Annotated in this window: 17 protein-coding genes and 1 pseudogene; 16 read left to right on the top strand and 2 right to left on the bottom strand. The window is 59.8% G+C overall.

From position 1 onward, the window contains the following. The first annotated feature begins 315 nt into the window (after positions 1-315). From EN745_RS11410 to EN745_RS11385, 6 genes are all read left to right on the top strand, one after another. Positions 316-993, top strand: coding sequence for a GntR family transcriptional regulator (locus EN745_RS11410; RefSeq protein ID WP_127404872.1), 678 nt, complete (start codon positions 316-318; stop codon positions 991-993). Positions 994-1,120: 127 nt separating this feature from the next. Then, on the top strand, positions 1,121-1,648 hold the full coding sequence (locus EN745_RS11405) for an RbsD/FucU domain-containing protein (protein ID WP_127421273.1): 528 nt from the start codon (positions 1,121-1,123) through the stop codon (positions 1,646-1,648). An 84-nt stretch (positions 1,649-1,732) separates the two neighbouring features. Beyond that, on the top strand, positions 1,733-2,500 hold the full coding sequence (locus tag EN745_RS11400) for an alpha/beta hydrolase (RefSeq protein ID WP_127421272.1): 768 nt from the start codon (positions 1,733-1,735) through the stop codon (positions 2,498-2,500). A gap of 69 nt (positions 2,501-2,569) precedes the next feature. Then, positions 2,570-3,565 carry an ABC transporter substrate-binding protein gene (locus EN745_RS11395; RefSeq protein WP_127421271.1) on the top strand — a complete coding sequence of 332 codons (996 nt, stop codon included), beginning with the start codon at positions 2,570-2,572 and terminating at the stop codon, positions 3,563-3,565. Between the two features lie 10 nt (positions 3,566-3,575). Beyond that, on the top strand, positions 3,576-4,394 hold the full coding sequence (locus tag EN745_RS11390; protein WP_210212541.1) for an ABC transporter permease: 819 nt from the start codon (positions 3,576-3,578) through the stop codon (positions 4,392-4,394). Positions 4,395-4,413: 19 nt separating this feature from the next. Next, complete coding sequence (locus EN745_RS11385; protein WP_189363018.1) at positions 4,414-5,202, top strand: ABC transporter ATP-binding protein; 789 nt, start codon at positions 4,414-4,416, stop codon at positions 5,200-5,202. A gap of 284 nt (positions 5,203-5,486) precedes the next feature. Here the strand turns inward: EN745_RS11385 and EN745_RS11380 are convergent, their stop codons facing one another. Together EN745_RS11380 and EN745_RS11375 are read right to left on the bottom strand one after the other, a co-directional pair. Next, positions 5,487-6,167 carry an HAD hydrolase-like protein gene (locus EN745_RS11380; RefSeq protein WP_189363017.1) on the bottom strand — a complete coding sequence of 227 codons (681 nt, stop codon included), beginning with the start codon at positions 6,165-6,167 and terminating at the stop codon, positions 5,487-5,489. A 58-nt stretch (positions 6,168-6,225) separates the two neighbouring features. Continuing rightward, complete coding sequence (locus tag EN745_RS11375) at positions 6,226-7,266, bottom strand: substrate-binding domain-containing protein (RefSeq protein WP_189363016.1); 1,041 nt, start codon at positions 7,264-7,266, stop codon at positions 6,226-6,228. 284 nt (positions 7,267-7,550) lie between these two features. Between EN745_RS11375 and EN745_RS11370 the strand changes: the two genes are divergently transcribed. The 10 genes and pseudogenes from EN745_RS11370 to EN745_RS11325 all read left to right on the top strand — a co-directional run. Next, on the top strand, positions 7,551-8,828 hold the full coding sequence (locus EN745_RS11370; RefSeq protein WP_281034769.1) for an extracellular solute-binding protein: 1,278 nt from the start codon (positions 7,551-7,553) through the stop codon (positions 8,826-8,828). A gap of 96 nt (positions 8,829-8,924) precedes the next feature. Further along, positions 8,925-9,863 (top strand): sugar ABC transporter permease, encoded by a 939-nt coding sequence (locus EN745_RS11365; RefSeq protein WP_127404864.1) that lies wholly within the window; start codon positions 8,925-8,927, stop codon positions 9,861-9,863. Further along, entirely contained in the window at positions 9,863-10,705 is an 843-nt protein-coding gene (locus EN745_RS11360) for a carbohydrate ABC transporter permease (protein WP_127421266.1), read from the top strand. Before EN745_RS11365 ends, EN745_RS11360 begins: the two co-directional genes overlap by 1 nt. 9 nt (positions 10,706-10,714) lie before the next feature. After that, the gene (locus EN745_RS11355; RefSeq protein WP_127421265.1) at positions 10,715-11,782 is read left to right on the top strand and encodes an ABC transporter ATP-binding protein; all 1,068 of its coding nucleotides are present in this window, start codon (positions 10,715-10,717) and stop codon (positions 11,780-11,782) included. A 17-nt stretch (positions 11,783-11,799) separates the two neighbouring features. Further along, a complete protein-coding gene (locus tag EN745_RS11350; RefSeq protein WP_127421264.1) occupies positions 11,800-13,299 on the top strand; it encodes an aldehyde dehydrogenase family protein in 1,500 nt (499 codons plus the stop codon). 11 nt (positions 13,300-13,310) lie between these two features. Further along, complete coding sequence (locus EN745_RS11345) at positions 13,311-14,945, top strand: choline dehydrogenase (protein WP_189363015.1); 1,635 nt, start codon at positions 13,311-13,313, stop codon at positions 14,943-14,945. Between the two features lie 215 nt (positions 14,946-15,160). Beyond that, positions 15,161-16,030, top strand: coding sequence for a dihydrodipicolinate synthase family protein (locus tag EN745_RS11340; protein WP_127421262.1), 870 nt, complete (start codon positions 15,161-15,163; stop codon positions 16,028-16,030). Positions 16,031-16,175: 145 nt separating this feature from the next. Continuing rightward, positions 16,176-17,207 (top strand): proline racemase family protein, encoded by a 1,032-nt coding sequence (locus tag EN745_RS11335; RefSeq protein WP_127421261.1) that lies wholly within the window; start codon positions 16,176-16,178, stop codon positions 17,205-17,207. Between the two features lie 35 nt (positions 17,208-17,242). Then, entirely contained in the window at positions 17,243-18,736 is a 1,494-nt protein-coding gene (locus EN745_RS11330) for an aldehyde dehydrogenase (protein WP_127404834.1), read from the top strand. 104 nt (positions 18,737-18,840) lie between these two features. Further along, positions 18,841-19,740: pseudogene (locus tag EN745_RS11325) on the top strand (phosphoglycerate dehydrogenase); the annotation flags it as partial.

Here is a 19,740-nt window from a genome sequence, read left to right as displayed (position 1 = left end):
GTTCAGTATTCTCGGCCTCAGAAGCTTCGTGGTCATCGTGCGTTCTCGCGGGTTCGATCGTCGTCGGCGATTGAAATCGTTTTCTCTACACTTCGGTTTTGTCTATATCCTTGGCAGGAACTCTTATAACTTGGCAGGCGGAAGTCTGGGGGCATGGCCGGCTTGACCCCAAGTGGCGGGAGGACGTCTTTCCAGGCGCGATTGCGATCTGATCGATCTTCCGTGCAAGATGCCGTCGATTCTGGCGATCTTGCCGGCTCAACGCTATGACATGGTCACGGTGTGTCGCATCGCCCGCAACTCTGATGGATTGTCATGAGAACTGCAAAGAATGAAGATCTCACCGAACCAGGCGGCCACGGCGGCCAATGGCAGGCCGTCTATGAGGGGCTTCAAAAGGGCATTATCTCCGGAAAGTATCGTTCCGGCGTGCGGCTCATCGAAGACGACATTATTGAAGCCACCGGGGCAACCCGCCATGCAGTCCGCAAGGCATTCGACGAACTTGTTCGCCTTGGCCTCGCCGTCCGCTACCCGCATCGCGGCGTGCAGGTGCGGAGCTTCAGAGAATCCGAGATCTGGCAAATCTACGAAGTCCGTGAGTGCCTCGAGCTGAAGGCAATAAGCTACTATACCGAGCCGGCGGCAAAGGAGCTCGTGCGAAAATTGAAGGCCATTGTCTCGGATCACGAGAGGGCGATCGCGAACAACGATCTTGCTGAAATGTATCTGCAGAACAATCTTTTGCACGAGGCTATATATCAACGGTGCGAGAACGAGTTCCTACTCGACGCCATTAAGCATCATTCGCTTCTCTCGCACCTGATTCATACTAATTCGGTGCAAAGCAAGGATTTGCGCTCCAAAGGCGCCAAGGATCACTTGACTATGATTCAAGCGATAGAGAAGGGCGACCAGAAAACCCTGGCTCGAACGCTTCGAAACCATATCCGGACCTTCCGGGACTATTACCTTCAGCATCTGACCTCTTAAAGCGCGTCGCGCTGAAGCGAATCCGGGCGACGCGCTTCAGGTCCTCATGTCGCTCGCCAAGAGCGGCCGCGCAATTCTAGGCGCCGCGCCATAGGAGCATGCCGGCTGGCCGGCCTTGGCTTGTCGGTTGACATTATCGATAAAACAGGCGGATAATATTATCGATGAAATGGGGGAACACGAAATGCAATACGGCGCGGACAACCGCATCATCAACGGCACGATCGCGGCGGCTCTGGCTACGCTCCGCCATGGTGAGGTGATCTTCATTGCCGACGCGGGCGGCGTCATCGCTTCGTCCGTGCAGGTGCCGATCGTGGACCTTGGAATTGCCCCAGGTCTGGTCTCGATCGAGCAGTTGCTGCCGCTGCTGCACGACAATGGTGACATCGAGCGGGCTGTCGTTGCCGAGCCGATGGAGGCGCAGAGTCCCCAGAAATACAAATTCGTCGTCGACACTTTCGGGAAGGAGCGGGTCACTACCGTTCCATACCGGCCGTCGATGTATGCGATCCGCAACGCCAGCAAGTTGATCATCCGCACAGGAGATTACAGCGTCCACGGCAATATCGCCCTGGTCGGAGGCTATGCCAGCGCCGACGTCAAGTTCATTCGGAACACGGAAGTCGGGGACATCAGGATACTGCCGGACTGACATGACACACGGCCGATGTTCTCGAGCGTCGGCTCTCCAGTCGAGTGAACCGTTCTGGTCAAAATTTGCCGAAGGGCCGTTCAGATGCCGTTCTTCGAAACCGCGCATGGGAAAAGCTACTACCGGTGCTGGGATGCGCGGAAGGCGGTCGGCGGTGTCGTGTTTCTCCATGGTTTTGGAGAGCAAAGCGGGCACTACCATCGCGTTGCGGGCGCCTTCAACGCCAGTGGCCTCGCCATGTGGGCGCTTGATCAGCAAGGACACGGCCTTTCCTATGGCGAACGTGGCGCGGTGGCGTCGATGGATCCCCTCGTCGACAATGCCGAGCGTCTGATCTCGATCGCCGCCAGCGAAGCTCCCGGCCTGCCGTTGGTTCTCGTCGGCCATTCTCTCGGCGGCATTGCCGCTGCGCTGTTGATCGCTCGTGGCGAGCGCCGGTGCCTGGGGCTGGCCGTCACGGGCACGCTGATCCAGCCGAAGACCGTTGCCATACCCGCGCCGCCGGAAGTCACCCGCGACCCATTCTATCTAGACATGCTGGCGACCGATCCACTCGCCTTCAGCGTAACGCCAGAAAGCACGGCGGCGCGGCGGGCGGCCATGCACAAGGCGCGCGGGGAGCTGGCCGCGACTCTCCCCAAGGTCGACCTTCCCGTGCTGCTGATCAATGGCGACCAGGATGTGATTGCCCCCGCCAGGTATGCCCGTGCGGTCCGCTCGCAACTCAAGAACGCCACGGTGCTCATCGTGAAAGACGGCTTCCACGACATCATCAACGACGTGCCCCACTTCGCCGTCGAGAGGCGCCTCGTCGCCTTCGCGAGGGCGGCGATCAAGGGCCGAGGGCGGTAGAAGGAAAGGCCTCTTTCAAGGTTTGGTAAGGCGCGGCTTGCAAGCCGCCAGCAAAAAAGGGAGCAGCAAATGGGTGGATTTCGAAACGAACTGCATTCGCTCGCCGTCTTGGTCGCAGGCTTGATAGGGATGGCGATGTCGGCCGGAACCGCGCAGGCCACAGATACCGTGACCATCGCGACATCGATCGAAACACTCGACGCTTTCGTCCCTCAGTTCGGCTCGCAGGTCGGCATCTTCGCCAGGCATGACCTCGACATCAACTACGTCAAGGGGGCCAACGGGTCAGCCATGGTAGCCGCGGTGGTTGGAGGCTCGGCCGACATCACGCATGTCGGCGCGGCCCTGATCTTTCCGGCCATCCAAAAGGGTGCGGCGCTGACGGTCCTGTTGGGCAACTACGACATCGACTACACCTTCATCGCGCACAAAGACGCCGAAGTCGACGTCAAGAAGGGATATCCGGCTTTCCTGAACGATCTCAAGGGCAAGCTGATCGGCGTCGCCGGTCGCGGGGGCGCAACCGAGCTCTACGTGCGCAAGATGTTCACCGACGCGGGCATGAATCCCGACAAGGACATCACCTTCATCGCGATCGGCACTGGCTATGGCGCGGCGGGCGCCTTCACCAACCGCCAGGTCGATGCGATGGCCAGCATTCCGCCGAGCTCGACGTTGATCGGTCCGGACAATCTCGATGTGCTGGTCGATCTCAATGCCACGCGCAACAAGGTGTTTGATCCCGAGTATCTCTTCACGGTTTTCACCGCCAATTCGGATTTCATCAAAAACCGCCCGCAGGTTGCCCAGAATTTCTGCAAAGCGGTCATCGAGACGATCAGCTACATGAAAGACCCTGCGAACGAACAGAAACTGGTCGATTTCACCGCAAAGACGCTCAAGCTCGATGCGGGCAAGGCCAAGGCGTTGATCGACGTCTACAAATCGGGCTTCAATGCCAAGCTAACCAAGGAGCGCTGGGAAGGCATGAAGAAATATGCCGCTTTTGTTCCAGACTGGACGATGAACGCGTATGAGCCCTGCGCGAGCCTGACTTCGGGCTGAGGTGGCCGAGTTGGTCGCCGCGGCAGGTTCATCGGGCTTAAAAGGGAAGGCCGGTCGGCCTTCCCACCGGAATGTCGCGCGGCTCAAGCGACTTGCTGGACAAATCGGCGTCGGAATAGCCTTTCTGGCGTTGTGGCAACTCGTCTACATGTCCGGCGTCGTCAAGCCGCTGATTTCGCGAAGTCCCGGGCAGGTGTTCTGGTTTTTCGTCCAGATCGCCACCGATGGCACGCTTCTGCCAGCGCTCTATTCCACGGTCGAGGCGACAGTGGTCGCTTTCGTGCTGGCCTCATTCGTTGGAGTAGTCATCGGCATCGGCCTTGGTCTGTTTCCCAAAGTTGAGGAACTGCTGGACCCCTATATCAGTGCGTTCAACGCGATGCCGCGGATCGCCTTCGCGCCGGTATTCATACTGCTTTTCGGGGTCAGCCAGGCAGCCAAGATCGCGCTTGCCTTCAGCGTCGTGGTTTTCATCCTGATGGTCAACGCGCGCGCCGGCATTCGCACCGTCGACCGCGATATCAGGCTGATGGTGACGGTCATGAATATTTCCAAGCGGGATATGTTCATGAAGATCCTGCTGCCCAGCGCCGTGCCCTCCATTTTCGCCGGACTGCGCCTTGGCATCATCTATTCGCTTCTCGGCGTCGTGACCTCCGAGATATTGGCGTCGCGGGTAGGGCTCGGCCAACTCATTGCGGGATATGCCGGTACTTTTCAGCTCGAAGGGGTCTACGCCGTCTGCATCGTGCTGGCCGTGATCGCTTCCTTGCTCAATGCCGGGATGGCTCTGCTCGAACGCTATCTGCTCGGTGCGCGAGCGCTCTAAACCGCGAGGACCAAGGACGATGGCACCAAGCATATCGCCTGCCGCGGGAACCGACGGTGTCGCCGCCAGGATTTCCGACGTCGTGATGGAGTTCCAGACCACGTCGGGACCAGTGCGCGGGCTGGATGATGTGTCGTTGGAACTGCGAGAGGGAGAGTTCCTGGTTCTCGTCGGACGTAGCGGTTCCGGCAAGACCACTGCGCTCAATGTCCTGGCCGGGCTCCACACTGCAACGATCGGCGAGGTGAGCGTACTTGCCCAACCGCCCGTCGCCGCGCGTCCACAGCTCGGCTACATGTTCGCGCGCGATGCTTTGCTGCCATGGCGAACTGCACTCACGAACATAGAGTTCGGGCTGGAAGTGCGCGGTTTCGCAAAAAGCGAAAGACGGGCCTTGGCTCGAGACTTTCTGGACCTCGTCAGTTTGAAGCGCTTTGCCGATAATTATCCAAGTCAGCTCTCCCAGGGCCAGCGGCAGCGTGTGGCGCTCGCTCGCACCTGGGCGCCTTCGCCGAAGATACTGTTGATGGACGAGCCTTTTTCGGCGCTCGACGCACAGACGCGTGAATCGCTTCACGAGGAGTTCGTGCGCATGTGGGCCGCTGACAAGAAGAGCGTTGTCTTCGTCACCCACGATCTGAACGAGGCGATCACCTTGGCCGACCGGATCCTTGTTTTCAAAGACGGCAAGATCGCCAAGGAATTCTCGATCCCTTTCGCTCGACCTCGGGACCTCGTCGATATCACCGCGGACCGGACGGCACGCGACATCTATCATGAGATCAGGCAACTGCTTTATCAGCATTAGCCGGCCGATAGCCGTCCCCGGGGTGGGCGGCGTGCACTGGTCAGCAGCTAACCCGGTGGATGCGTCGCCATGTAAACGCTTACGCCATTGGCGGATTGAGTCAATGCGGACTCTCTGCCGAGACCCCATTTCTGGATTGCCGCGTCGACCGCTCGGACCAAGCGCGCCCTCGGTAAAACGAGTTCAGTCGAGGCGCATTTAGATTGTCGATTCGGGAATATATGTGCCTTCCAGTACCGGTGCACCCTTTCTCGGCGGCAGCATCTCGGCCACGCGGACGGTGGTCAGCTTGGGGGCAGGCTGCCGAAGCCGAGCAGGTTGCTTGCATCGCGCAGGTCCGGGAGCGTTACGATACCTTCCGGAAAGGCGGTTGGCGAGGGCCCGCCTCGAATTCCGAGGAATGCGATTCCCAGCTCACAGGCAGCGGAACATTCCGTGATTGAATCGCCGACCGCCACCACGGTTTCGCGCGAAAGCCCCATGTGCAAGATCCGCGCGAAGGCCTCGCGTTTTTTCGTCGGCGCGCCGATGACCAGCTCGAAATAGTGATCAAGGGCTCGCTGACGGATGACCTCGACCAGTTCTTGCTGCGGGGTTCCGGAAACGACGAAAAGCCTGGAACGCGCAGTCGCTTTTTCAAGCAGTTCCCGCGCGCCGGGAATGAAAGGCGCAGCGAGGATCTTCTCAAAAACGATTTCTGAGAACCTCTTCGACAGCAGCGCCAATCGCTCCACGGTCGGGGCGCTACCCACTATCTGTTTGTCGAAATGGTCGAACTTCTCCCGGCGTGAAATACCGCCATGCAGCCGCTGGTAGCTCAGGATGGGTTCCCTCCACTGCTGCCCGTAGCCGGAATAGATTTCAGCGAACGCCTCTGCTTTGATCTCGGCAGAGTCAAGGATGACGCCATCGAAATCGAATATGATCGCGGCGGGTCTAGAGGGAAGAATCGGCTTATGGGACATGACGGTGCCTGTGTGTCCACTCGACATCGAGGTGAGAGGTGCCCGCGGATGTGGATAGTCAGACGGCCGCAGCCAGGCGCAACTGCTTCAAAGCACGCGGCGGGCACGCTGATTTTCGTACAATCAGGTGCGAATCGAGCCTGACAAAGCGAGGGGGCTCGCCGCTCGACAGCGAGCTGTGGAGCATTTCGGCCGCCAGCCTGCCCATTTCCTCGGCAGGCACGGCTATGGTCGTCAACGGAGGCTCCAACTGGGCTGCATATTCTGCATCATCGAACCCGACGATCGAGATATCCTGGGGAACCCGGATTCCGAGCCGCCGACTTTCACTCAAGGCTCCAAACGCCATGACGTCGGTGTTGCAGACCACCGCCGTGGTTTCCGGATATTTGTCCAGGATGGCGCGTATTGCCTCGGTTCCGTCCCGGATGGTGAAATTGCGAATGATTATATTTGCTGCCCCATGGAGATTTCTCGATCCGACGAAATCCTTGTAGGCGGCGATCCGAGCGCGCTGGCGATCGCTACCTTTCGGGCTGCCGGCAATCATGGCGAAATTTCTGTGCCCCAAATCGGCAAGGTATTCCATCGCGCTTTGCGTAGCCGCGTAATTGTCAAATCCAATGCAGGGCACGATCTCGTCGGGCAGATATGAGTAGGTCGTCACAACCGGGATATGGGGTTGCTTGAGATAGCTCACGAGCGCCGGGTCCTCGATCGCGCCAACCAGAAGAAGCGCCTCGGCGCCGCGATCTACCAATGTTTTGACCTTCTCAAAAACGTTGGCGTGTTCGAAGCCGGTTGTTGCAACGATCGTCATGTAGCCGTGCTGCGCGAAGCTATCCTGAAAGTGGTTGATCATCTTCGCAAAGATCGCATAGTCCAGCGTCGGGATCGCCGCCCCCACGATATGGGTCTTACGAGAGCGCAGCGCTTTTGCCGCCGGGTTGGCCGCGTAGCCGAGGTTCTGCGCAGTCGCCAGGACCCGTCGGCGAACATCCTCACTGACGAGGTCAGGCAGATTGAACGCCCGCGATACGGTGGCCACCGAAACCCCCGCCTCGCGGGCAACGTCGAAGACGCCTGCCTTCTTCTTCAACTTGGGTTGCTTGGCTCTTTTGCCCGGCATAAGCCGCACCATTTCGTTGGCTTTTGTTCACCTAGGGCTTTTGTCCTCGACTTCACCTCGCTTGACAAGCCATAAAACGCTCTAATATGTAATCGTTTACAGAAATTTCTATCTTGATGTGGGTTTGGGCTTGACATCTTTGTTCTGCTCGCGAAGAATGAAAACGTTTACATGAGTTGGGAGCGTCGAGGCCGGCTTTTGCCGTCTCGCATAAAAGGGAGAATCCACAATTGACCGCGTCGATCAGACTGCCAGTGTCTCGTCGCAACTTCCTGAAGGCCACTGCCGGCCTTGCTGCCGCCTTGGCCGCCTATCGCGCCTCGTCAGCATATGCGGAGGAAGTGACGCTCAATATCCTCAATAGCAATTCAGTCTGGGCAGGGGCACTCACCGACCAGGTGGCGAAGGCATATACAGCCGCGAAGATCACCGGGGAATCCAACCCTTACGAATCTCACTACGAAAAGATGCTGATCGAACTTTCACAGGGTTCGGAAACGTTCGACATCATCACCACCGACAGCCTCTGGGTCCGGCAGCCGCAGCGCAACAAGTGGGCGCCCACGATGGAGGACATCAAAGCCGCCAACCCTGACCTTCCCGAGATCAAATATGGGAACGTCACAGAGGGATCGCTGCAATATTCCATCTACCAGGGCAAGCACTACGGCCTGCCGCTCGCCATGACGATTCCGGTCTTCATCTATCGCAAGGATCTGTTCGAGAAAGCCAGTATCGACAAGGTGCCGGTCACCTGGGACGAGTATGTCGCGGCTGCCAAGAAGCTGCACAGCTCAGACATTGCCGGAAACACGCTTTGCCTGGGAGGACAAGACGCTCACATGTCCGGTGACTGGATGACGCGCGTCATGGGCATGACGAAGCTTGCGCCGACCGACGACGGCTGCTTCAACGACGCCAATGAGCCCGTCTTCAATTCCGAGGGGCAGGGCGAGCATGCCATCGAAAGGCTGAAGGAGGTCTTGCAGTATTGCCCGCAAGGGGTGTCCGGGTTCGACTACCCAGAAGGTCAGTCCGCGATCGGGCAGGGAACCGCTGCCATGATCATTTCCTGGTCGGACGCGCTCTCCGGCATTGAGGGCGGACCGCATGCCGGCAAGTTCGGCTACGCGGTGGCGCCGACCGAGAAGTTCCAGCAGTCGATGATTGGCGGCTGGACAGTGGTGCTCAACGCCGCCAGCAAAAAGCAGGCCGACGGTTACAGGTTCCTGGCCTGGCTTGCCGATGGCGGTTACAAGTATTTCTCGGAAGCGGGTGAAACCTCGATCTGCTACAAGCCGGATCTCGAAAATCCGGACATGATCAAAACGATTCCGGGGCTCCATGTCTTTGAGGATTTCAAGACCCGCGGGACCCAGCCGATCGCGATCCCGCCTTATCGCTTGACCAATGCGGTGGAAGTGCAGCGGGCAATCTACGAGGAAGTCCTCGCCGGCGTGACTGGGCGAAAGACCCCGAAGACCGCGATGGTCGATGCCGTGGATCGGGTGGGAAAGCTCGTCAAGGGCTGAAGTGCCGCCCGCAAGCGCCTGGATATACCAGCGCTCGTCGAACAAGAACGCGCTGTGCGGGCAGATGCCCGCTCGGCGCCGTCGGGATCAAGGACCATGACAGTCAGCTTAGAGGGTTTGCCCGTCGCGACCGATCGAGCCAAGCGTGCCGGAGAGCGTTACACCGGCATGATCCTGCTCGCGCCGACCATGATCATCATGACGGTTGTCGGGCTCTTTCCGCTCCTGCACTCGCTCTATATGAGCCTCACCGGCTATCGCCCCTCGGATCCGGATAAGTTCCAGGGATTTGTCGGCCTCGCCAACTACGCCGATGCAGTGTCGGACGCCCAGTTCCTGCATTCGATCCTGCTGACGCTGCTGTTCACCGTCTTGTCCGTGGGGCTGTCTCTCACCTTGGCCGTGCTGCTGGCGCTCCTCTTCAATGTCAGGCTCCGCGGTTTCACGCTGCTGAGGACCATCATCATCGTCCCGATGCTGATCACTCCGATCGCCGTCGGCATCACCTGGCGCATCATGATGATGCCCGACCTTGGCGTGCTCAATTACGTTCTGAGCCTCGTCGGCATTCCACCGCAGCCATGGGCCGGCGAGAAGGCCAGCGCCATGGCCTCGATGCTGCTGGTCGATGTCTGGCAGTGGACCCCCTTCATGTTCCTGATCATCTTCGCCGGCCTCTCGGCCCTGCCCAAGAGCCCCTTCGAGGCGGCGGCGATCGACGGCGCCTCGCCGATCCAGACCTTCTTCATGGTCACGCTGCCGATGCTGAAACCGGTGATCGTGATCGCGAGCCTGCTCAGGATCGTGGATGCCATCCGCACCTACGACACGGTCTATATCATCACACGTGGCGGTCCCGATTTCGCCACCGACCTGCTCAGCATCTACCTGGCAAGGGTCAATTTCCGCTTCTTCAGCCTCGGCTATGGTGCTGCGCTATCCTGGCTGACGCTCCTCATCATCCTCGCCGTGGTTCTCATCTTCGTGAAATACACGGGCTTCATGCGCATGGTGAACGAAAAGGAGGCCCGCTGATGTCAAGGTCGATCACGCGACGCGGCTCCATCCTCAGCGACATCGGCTACTACGTCCTTGCCCTGATGGCGACCGCCTTCTTTGCTTTCCCCATCGTGTGGATGACGCTTTCTTCGCTGAAATCAGATGTCGACATAGCGGCTTATCCACCGAAGTGGATTTTTGCTCCGACATTAGAGAGCTACCGCAAGCTTTTTACGGAGCTGAATGCGATGGATGCCTTGATCAACAGCGCATTCATCGTCTGCCTGGCTACTCTGTTTGCAATGATCGCAGGGACGCTCGCCGCCTACGGACTGGCGCGTTTCGACGTTAAGAACAAGAACTTCATCGCCTTCGAGGTTCTGTCGATCCGCATGCTGCCGCCGATGGTGAGCGTCATCCCGCTGTTCATCATCGCCAAGCAGCTGGGCATCTTCGACACGCCGTGGCTGCTGATCGCCGTTTATACGTTGAACGGATTGCCGTTCGTGGTCTGGGTGATGCGCGTCTTCATCCAGGAGATTCCGCAGTCGATCGAAGAGGCTGCCTTGATAGATGGATGCAGCCGCTTCGAATGCTTCTGGCGCGTGACCTTGCCGCTGCTTTTGCCCGGCTTGGCTGCGACGATGGTGATCATATTCATGTTCGCCTGGAATGAATTCCTGCTGGCCAGCATTCTGACGTCTTCCGAGGCGCGCACGCTGCCGGTGATCGCGGCGAGCTCGATCAAGGCCAAGGCGATATCGTGGGGATTGGGCTCGGCGGCCGGCGTGCTGATGTCGTTGCCGGTCGTCGTGCTCGTCCTGTTGATGCAAAAATACCTGGTCAGGGGCCTGACGCTTGGCGCCGTGAAGGGATGAGGAACGACAATGGGTATCGAAGTCAAATCTGTCTACAAGCGCTTTGGCGCCTTCACTGCTGTGAACGGCGTGTCGGTCGACATCAAGGACGGCGAATTCTTCGTCATGTTGGGTCCCTCCGGTTGCGGCAAGACGACGACATTGCGCATGATTGCCGGACTGGAGCTTCCCAGCGACGGCCAGATCAAAATCAATGGCCGCGACGTGACATATGAGGAACCTCGTCACCGCGATATTGCGATGGCGTTCCAGGACTACGGTCTCTATCCGCACCTATCCGTGTTCCAGAACATTGAGTTTCCTCTGAAGGTGCGCAAGATCGCCGAGGGAGAGCGCAAAAAGAAAGTGCATGCGACCGCGGAAAAACTCGGAATTGCCGAGTATCTGGATCGCAAACCGGGACAGATCTCCGGCGGGCAACGGCAGCGCGTCTCCCTGGCGCGGGCGTTGGTGCGCAATCCCCGCGTCTTTCTGATGGATGAGCCACTTTCGAACCTCGATGCGAAGCTGCGCGCCACGATGCGCACCGAGATCAAGAAGCTGGTTACCAGCCTCGGCATCACCACCGTCTACGTGACCCATGACCAGATCGAAGCAATGTCGATGGCCGACCGGATCGCCGTCATGCGCAAGGGTGATATGGTCCAGGTGGCAACGCCGCTGGAGATCTACGACAGGCCAAGAACCGAGTTTGTGGCCGATTTCATCGGTTCTCCGCCCATGAACCTGTTCCCTGCTCATTTTGACCGCAAGAAGGGAATTGCCGCCTCCGTCCAGCCCTTTGCCGACAGTCTGTCAGGGGAGGTCGCCGACAAGGCAAGCAGCTTTGCCGACGCCCAAGGACAATTCTTCGTCGGGGTCCGCCCCGAGCATCTCTTGATCGTTGGTGACGGCGTCGAAGGCGCCGCGTCGGCAAGCGTCGATTTCGTCGAGCCGCTTGGGCAAACCACCAATGTCTATGTCGACTGCGGTGGTCACAAGTTCATCGTCGTCACCGATCGAACTGTGGCGAGGGTCGGCGACGTGGTCGGCGTGCTTGTTGCGCCAGGCAAGAGCCGGCTCGTCGCGCCAAACTGACCGAGGAAAATGGATCGATGGACGTCCGTGAATACGACAATTGGATCGACGGCGGTTGGGCAGGCGCCGATCGGAAGGTGGAACGCAAATCGCCAGCCCATGGCAGGCTGCTAGCCCGTTTCGCGCAAAGCGACGAGCAGGCGGTAAGGGCTGCTGTCGGGGCCGCCCGTAAAGCCTTCGACACGAGATCTGTCTGGTCATCGATGCCTGGCGCCGAAAGGGCCAAGGCCCTTGGGCATTGGGTCGATTTGATGACCCGTGACCTAGAAAGGTTGGCCTTGATCGAGGCAGAAGAGGTGGGAAAGCCGATCCGCTTCGCCAGGGCAGAGATTGAGTGGTCAATTGAGCTGGCGCGCTATGCGGCAGCGCTTGCCTGGCAACTCCCAGGAGACCTCGTCTCCAACATCGGTGACGCAAATCTGGGTCTTGTCACCCGTGAGCCGCGCGGCGTGATTGCAATGATCACGCCATGGAACTTCCCCATGGTGACTCTGTTCCAGAAGCTGCCCTTCGCGCTCGCGGCCGGCTGTACGGTTGTGGTCAAGCCATCGGAGCTGACCTCTGGTTCGACGCTGGAAATCGCCAAGCTGGCGACAGAGGCCGGCATCCCAAATGGCGTCATAAATGTGGTAACCGGCTCGGGCCGGACGGTCGGCGAGATCCTCACCGGGCATCGAGATGTCGACATGATCTCGTTTACCGGATCGACCGCGGTCGGGATCAGGATCGCGCAGCGCGCGGCCGAGCAGGTCAAGCGCGTTGGCCTCGAGCTAGGCGGAAAGGCGGCAAATATCGTCTTTGCCGATGCCGACATCGATGCGGCGCTGGATGGCATCCTGCTCGGCTACATCCTCAATCAGGGCGAAGAATGCGTCCAGGGCACCAGGCTTCTTGTTGAGGATAGCGTTGCGGAAAGCTTCCTGGAGAAGCTGGTCGAGCGTTCTAAGAAGATCCGCCTCGGCTTGCCGACGGATGAGGACGCGGACGTCGGAGCGCTGATCCACGAGAAGCACATGGAACAGGTGCTGTCATACATCGAGTCCGGTTTAGAGGAGGGCGCGACGCTTCTGCTCGGTGGCAACCGTGTCACCGAAAACGGCCTCGGCATGGGCTATTATGTTGCCCCTACCATCTTTTCCAACGTCACCCCCGACATGACCATCTTTCGCGAAGAGATTTTCGGCCCGGTGCTTGCGGTCACGCGTTTCAAGAGCGTCGAGGAAGCAATCGCGCTCGCCAATGACACGAACTATGGTCTGGGCAACGGGCTATGGACGAAGGACATCGACAAGGCGATACGCGTTTCGCGGGAACTTCGCAGCGGGACGGTCTACGTCAACACATTTCTCGAGACCGCGGTCCAGATGCCGTTCGGCGGCTTCAAGCAAAGCGGGATCGGTCGTGAAAACGGGTTGGACGGCCTGCTCGAGTTCACCGAGGTGAAGTCGACCTTCATCAAGCTTGGGAAACGCACCCACGCCCTGCCGCACACCCTGACAACCTCGGCAAGATCGTAAGGAGTGCCCCGGTGACGGACAACAAGGCGTTCGATTATATCGTCATAGGTTCGGGCTCGGCAGGCTCCGTGATAGCGTCCAGGCTGGCCGAGGACCCGTCGACCACGGTTCTGCTCCTGGAAGCGGGTCCCTCCGATCAGCACATATATATCCGGATGCCGGCGGCCCTTGGTTTTCCGCTAATGAACGACCGCTTCAACTGGTTCTACAATTCGGAGCCGGAACCGCACTTGCAGGGGCGGGTCATACATGAGGCGAGAGGGCGCGTGCTGGGCGGCTCGTCCTCCATCAATGGCATGAATTGGGTCCGCGGCAATCCTTGGGACTATGACAACTGGGCGTCGATCGGAGCTGACGGATGGTCCTATGCGCAATGTCTGCCCTATTTCAAGAAAGCCGAGACATTCGACAAGGGAGCGAACGCTTATCGCGGCGGCTCCGGGCCGATGCGGATCGAGACCTGCAAGGCGGAAAATCCTCTTTACCACGCCTTCCTGAGGGCGGGGGTGGAGAGCGGTCTGAAGCATGTTACTGATCACAATGCATATCAGCAGGAAGGCGTTCACATAACCCAGCGCAACGTCCATGACGGAATTCGCTGGAGCACCTCGCAGGCCTATATCCATGCCCAGCCCCGCAAGCCCAACCTCACCGTGCTCACCGGCGCTAGGGTCACCGGCATCGAAACGAGCAACAAGCGCGTCGTTCGGGTTGCTGTGACCACAAAAGCCGGCGCCCAGCAATTTGAGCCGGAGCGCGAAACAATCCTGTGCGGGGGAGCGCTAAATTCCCCACAACTGCTGCTGCTATCCGGCATTGGCCCTGCCGATGACCTCAGAAAGGCCGGGATTGCGCTGAAACACCACCTGCCTGGCGTCGGACGAGGGTTGAAGGATCATGTGGCTGCCCCTGTCATGTATCGCGCTACGAAGGACGTATCGGCTGCCAAGGAACTCTCAACCTTCGGCAAGGCGAAGCTCGGGCTTCAGTGGCTCCTCTTCAAGAAGGGGCTTGGCGCGACCAATTTCTTCGAAGTCGGCACCTTCATGCGCACGAGGGAAGACGAAACCATACCGAACGTGCAGTTCGAGTTCGTGCCGATGCTGGGCGAATTCCAGCACGGCAACGTCAAGCTCGAGAACGGCTTCCAGTACTTCCTGAGCCTGATGAGGCCCAAGAGCGAGGGACGCGTGTGGGTAGAGTCGGCCGATCCAAGGGTGGCGCCGAAATTCCTGTTCAACTATCTCGAGCACCCTGACGACATGCTGCAGGCTGTTCAGGCCGTGAAGGCGATCCGCAACGTGGTCCGCCAGAAGGCATGGGACGAGTTTCGCGGCGTTGAAGAAATGCCCGGCCCCTCGATCGCCAGCGACGAGGATATCGCCAATTGGCTGCGCGGGATTGCCGGCACCAACTACCATCCATGCTGCACCTGCAGAATGGGCGAGGGGGATGACGCGGTCGTCGACAAGGAAGCAAAGGTGCACGGCATTGAGGGCCTCAGGGTCGTCGATGCCTCGATCATGCCTGAGATCGTCAGCGGCAACCTCAACGCCCCGGTCATCATGATGGCTGAGAAGGTCGCGGACGCCATTCGCGGGATAGCGCCGTTGCCCGCCGACCCGCAGCCTTACCACACCGCCTAAGGCGCGCAGCATCAAATGCAGCAATCGCTTGATCTACGGCATGAAAACGATTACAACTATGGAAATCCATGGTTAGCAATGTGGTTCCGGACCGCTGGTGGCTAACAGGAAGTATACAGCGAAATCTATAGCTTGCGGCGACCGAGTCATTCCATGCGGAATGAGGTCGCGCCGCAAGTTCAACGGTCAATCAGTCGCGCAAAAGGAGCAAAGACGTGAGTGAACTAAAAGGCATCTGCGTGCCGATCTGCACGCCATTCAAGGACAATGGCGCTGCGCTCGACGAGGGCGCATTGGCGGCAAATATCGACTCGCTGATCGAGGCGGGAATTCACATCATCGCCGTGAATGGCGGGACCGGAGAGTTTCCTTTCCTCACCGAGGCCGAGAAGCGGCGCATCGCCGAGATCGCGGGCAAGCGGATCAATGGCCGGGCCAAGCTTATCGTCCAGACGTCTGCCCTGCGCACCGAAGACGCGATCGACAACTCGAAGCACGCGCGGGACGCTGGCGCGGACGCATTGCTCATCCTGCCGCCTTTCTTCGAGGGGCCGAGCGAACCGGGAGTGCGCTACCACTACGAGCAGATTTCCAAGGCCGTCGCGACCCCCATCATGGTCTACAACATTCCCCAGTATACCGGCTTCGACATCACGCCTGACGTCTTCAAGCGCTTCAGTGAGATCGACAACGTCAAATACATCAAGGACAGCACGTCGAACATGATGCGCATCGATCAGCTCTCGGCCCAAGGCGCCAAGGTGTTCAACGGTTGCGACTATCTGAATTTCTACAGCCTTGTCAGCGGCGCGCCCGGCGTGTTCACCGGGTCCGGCAATGCCGTACCGAAGCAGCTGGTCAAGCTCTACGATCTCGTTCAAGCCAAGAACCTCGCCGAGGCGGCCGCTCTTTGGCTCAAGCTGCGCCCGCTGTCGCTGCTGCTTTGGACGTCTCCTTTCAACCCCGTCGCCAAGGCAGCGAGCACCAAGACGGGACGCCCCGTCGGCGAGTGCCGGCTTCCTGTCCTGCCGCTCACCGAGGCGGAGGTGAAGCTGGTCGACGAAGCCCTCGGCGCCGCCGCCTGAGGTGAGCGCCCTTGTCCCGGGGACACCGTCTCCCCGGGGCGGGCCTGGATGCCGCCGGTCCGCTGCGGCATGCTTGGCAATTCACCGGTCGTCATTCGGCCGCACCTCGGAACGCTCGCAAGCGACTGAACAAGGAGGACGACACATGCGGTTATCGCGGATGATCAACGTCGTCGGCGCCCATGCTGAAGGCGAGCCCAACGACGTCATCACCGGCGGCGTCATTGACGTCCCCGGTAAGACGATGTTCGAAAAGGCGCGCTGGCTGGAGACAAAGGGCGACGATCTTCGCGCGTTCCTTCTCCATGAGCCGCGCGGCAAAGTCACACTTTGCACCAACCTGGTCCTGCCCTCGTCTCACCCCGACGCCCAGATGGGGTACGTGATCATCGAGCCGGCGTCCTATCCGCCGATGTCGGGGACAAACACCATCTGCACGGTCACCGTGCTGCTTGAGACGGGCGTCATCGCCATGCAGGAGCCCGTCACCAAATTGACACTCGAGGCGCCGGCGGGGCTGATCGAGGTCGAGGCGCAATGCCGCAACGGAAAATGCGAAAGCGTGAAGTTCCGGAACCAGCCATCCTTCGTCCTGCATCGCGACCGGATGATCGAGGTCGCTGGCATTGGATCTCTTCGCGTCGACGTCTCCTATGGCGGGATGATCTACGTGATCGTCGATGCAGGCGACTGCGGCTTCGCGATCGAGCCATCGGAAGCGCGCGACCTGTCGGACGTCGGGGAAAAGATCAAGCGCGCGGCGGCTGAGCAGCTGCCTTCGATCCATCCCGAGAACCCTGCAATTCACACCATAAACCAGACACTTTTCGCCGGTCCGCTCACGGTCAGCGACGGGGTAAAGTCATCGCGCAACGGCGTGATCGTCTCGCCTGGCCGCCTCGACCGCTCGCCCTGCGGCACCGGGACTTGCGCGCGGCTGGCGCTCCTCCATGCCCGCGGCGAGATCGCGCCCGGCGAAAAATTCATCCACGAATCGATCATCGGGACAAAGTTCGAGGGCGAGATATTTCAGACTTCCAAGGTGGGCAACGTCGATGCCGTCTCCGTCGCGATCAGCGGGCGGGCCTGGATCACCGGCTTCCACCAGTTCGTGCTCGATCCGAGTGATCCGTTCCCCACCGGATACACGCTTTCCGACACCTGGCCTAACGCCTGATCGACACCCTTCAATGCGATCCGCAGGAGTTTAACATGAATGTCCACACAGACTTCCACGCCGAAGCCAAGACACTGAAATTCGAGACCAGGGCCTTCATTGATGGCGCCTATGTCGCGGCCAAATCGGGCGAGACCTTCGAGACGGTGAATCCGGCAACAGGCAAGTTGCTGGCCAACGTGGCTGCCGGCGGGGCGGAGGACGTCGATCTCGCGGTCAAGGCGGCGCGCCGCAGCTTCGAAGCCGGCACCTGGTCGGGCCTGCCGCCGCGAGAACGCAAGAAAGTCCTGCTGCGCTTTGCGGATCTGATCGAGAAACACAGCGCCGAGCTGGCGCTCATCGAAACGCTCGACTGCGGGAAGCCTATCAACGATTCCATCAATGTCGACTTGCCCGACTCCATCGAGACATTGCGCTGGCATGCGGAGGCGACCGACAAGATCTACGACCAGGTGTCTCCGGCGCCACGCGACGTCGTGTCGATGATCGTGCGCGAGCCGATCGGCGTCGTCGGCGGCGTGATCCCCTGGAACTTCCCGCTATTCGTCGCCATGTGGAAGCTGGCGCCCGCCCTGGCCGGGGGCAACTCCCTGGTCCTGAAGCCGGCCGAGCAGACATCCCTGTCATTGATCAGGCTGGCGGCGCTGGCATCCGAGGCAGGCATACCTGATGGCGTGTTCAACGTCGTTCCTGGCCTGGGACCGACTGCCGGTCAGGCCATAGGCCTGCACAGAGACATCGATTGCGTCAGCTTCACGGGATCGGGAGAGGTGGGTCGGCTATTCCTCAAATATTCGGCAGACTCAAACATGAAGCGCATCATCCTCGAATGCGGCGGCAAGAGCCCTGCCATCGTGATGGGCGATGTCAGGAATTTCGCTCCGATAGTCGAGAACGTCGCGACCGGGATTCTTTTCTGCCAGGGCGAGAACTGCTCGGCCGGCTCGCGCCTCATCGTCCATGAGAGCATCAAGGACCGCCTGCTCGAGGAATTGAAGCCAGTCTTCCAATCCTGGACTGTTGGCGACCCGCTCGAGCGCACAACGCGCATTGGAGCCATGATCGAGCAGGAGCATCTTGCCAAGGTGCTCTCCTACATCGAAACCGGACGCAAGGAAGGCGCCAGGATCGCCCTGGGCGGAAGCCAGATACTGGCGGGTACGGGCGGCAGCTTCGTCGAGCCGACCATTTTCGATGGTGTTTCCAACAATATGAAGATCGCCCGTGAGGAAATCTTCGGCCCGGTGCTGTCGGTGATCACTTTCAAGGATGAGGCTGAGGCGGTGCGCCTGGCAAACGACACCAACTACGGCCTCGCCGCGTCCCTCTATACCGACGATCTCAACACCGCCCACCGCGTCGCCAAGCAAATCCGCGCAGGAACTGTTTCGGTGAACTGCTATTCGGAAGGCGACTTTGCCGTGCCGTTTGGCGGCTACAAGGAGTCCGGCTTCGGCGGCAAGGACAAGGGCCTGGCCGCGCACGATCAGTACACGGAGACGAAAGCCGTGTGGATCCAACTGCGCTGACGACATCGCCTGGCCAGCGTCTGCGCTGGCCAGCACATTCCCGATCGGGAACTGAACGCGCCTGCGGCTTCGCAGGTGGATCCCCATTGCTTTGAGGTAGGCTGATGACGTCCAAAGAAACGCTAAGGGCAGAGCGGCTTGCCGCGCTGCGGCTGACGGCCGCCGGGCGCCCAAGACGAACCGCCAACCCATTTTTTGGCGTCGGCCCCATCACCGACCTCACCGCCGACGAGGTTGATGCGCGGCTCCTGCGTTTCGAGTTCGATGCCTGGCTGGAACGCAACTACAGGAAGCTCGACGACAGAGGCAACGATATCGGCCCCTTCACCACCGCGGAGATCGGCCGCAGCATGCATCGCGGCTATCCGGCCGACAAGATCCTGCTCGACATGATGCGCGAGATACATCGCTACTTCGGGTTCCCCAAGTCGAACCAGATGGCGGTCGGACTTGGAGGAGGACATAGCGGCTTCACCGCTTGCGTCATGCACCTGATGAACGCGAGCAACGACAAGCAAGGGGTCTACGTCGATACGCCAGCGCCGGAATCGGAAGCGGCAGGCTCCCGCGGCTTCTTCCGCCAGTCTTGGGGTGCCCAGCTTGTCGAACTGCATCGCTATTCAAAGCGAGGCGACGAACGGCGCGTACACTTCTCGCCAACAGAAGGGACCATTCCATCCGCCGGCTATCTGCGCGGCTTGGGGATCGAACTCTTCATCGGCGTCGGTCATGAAACGACTGGCGCCACCACCTACACATCGCAGGATATCTCCAACCTCCTGGAATGGCTCCGCAGCGACCCAGAAAACCATCACGCCGTCCTGGACGCCACATCGCTGCTTGGAGCAATGCCTTGGGGCGACCACGTCGTGCGGGAACTTCTGGCAAGGACCTGCATGTTCATGCCGTTCCAGAAGGCGATCGGCGGCGTCTCCGGTTACTTTGTCGCGACGTTCACGCTGCAAGCGCTGCGGCTGATCGAGCGCAACCAGCGGGATCCTTCC

This window comes from Mesorhizobium sp. M4A.F.Ca.ET.022.05.2.1, assembly GCF_003998845.1.
GTDB lineage: Bacteria > Pseudomonadota > Alphaproteobacteria > Rhizobiales > Rhizobiaceae > Mesorhizobium.
Note: the sequence above shows the minus strand (reverse complement) of the source record. Positions and strands in the feature narration are given on the sequence as shown.

Bases quoted from the DNA above. Each gene is read 5' to 3' on its own strand.
- EN745_RS11350 (WP_127421264.1), top strand. From the start codon at position 11,800: ATGGACGTCCGTGAATACGACAATTGGATCGACGGCGGTTGGGCAGGC.
- EN745_RS11400 (WP_127421272.1), top strand. From the start codon at position 1,733: ATGCCGTTCTTCGAAACCGCGCATGGGAAAAGCTACTACCGGTGCTGG.
- EN745_RS11395 (WP_127421271.1), top strand. From the start codon at position 2,570: ATGGGTGGATTTCGAAACGAACTGCATTCGCTCGCCGTCTTGGTCGCA.
- EN745_RS11335 (WP_127421261.1), top strand. From the start codon at position 16,176: ATGCGGTTATCGCGGATGATCAACGTCGTCGGCGCCCATGCTGAAGGC.
- EN745_RS11355 (WP_127421265.1), top strand. From the start codon at position 10,715: ATGGGTATCGAAGTCAAATCTGTCTACAAGCGCTTTGGCGCCTTCACT.
- EN745_RS11330 (WP_127404834.1), top strand. From the start codon at position 17,243: ATGAATGTCCACACAGACTTCCACGCCGAAGCCAAGACACTGAAATTC.
- EN745_RS11410 (WP_127404872.1), top strand. From the start codon at position 316: ATGAGAACTGCAAAGAATGAAGATCTCACCGAACCAGGCGGCCACGGC.
- EN745_RS11380 (WP_189363017.1), bottom strand. From the start codon at position 6,167: ATGTCCCATAAGCCGATTCTTCCCTCTAGACCCGCCGCGATCATATTC.
- EN745_RS11385 (WP_189363018.1), top strand. From the start codon at position 4,414: ATGGCACCAAGCATATCGCCTGCCGCGGGAACCGACGGTGTCGCCGCC.
- EN745_RS11365 (WP_127404864.1), top strand. From the start codon at position 8,925: ATGACAGTCAGCTTAGAGGGTTTGCCCGTCGCGACCGATCGAGCCAAG.
- EN745_RS11360 (WP_127421266.1), top strand. From the start codon at position 9,863: ATGTCAAGGTCGATCACGCGACGCGGCTCCATCCTCAGCGACATCGGC.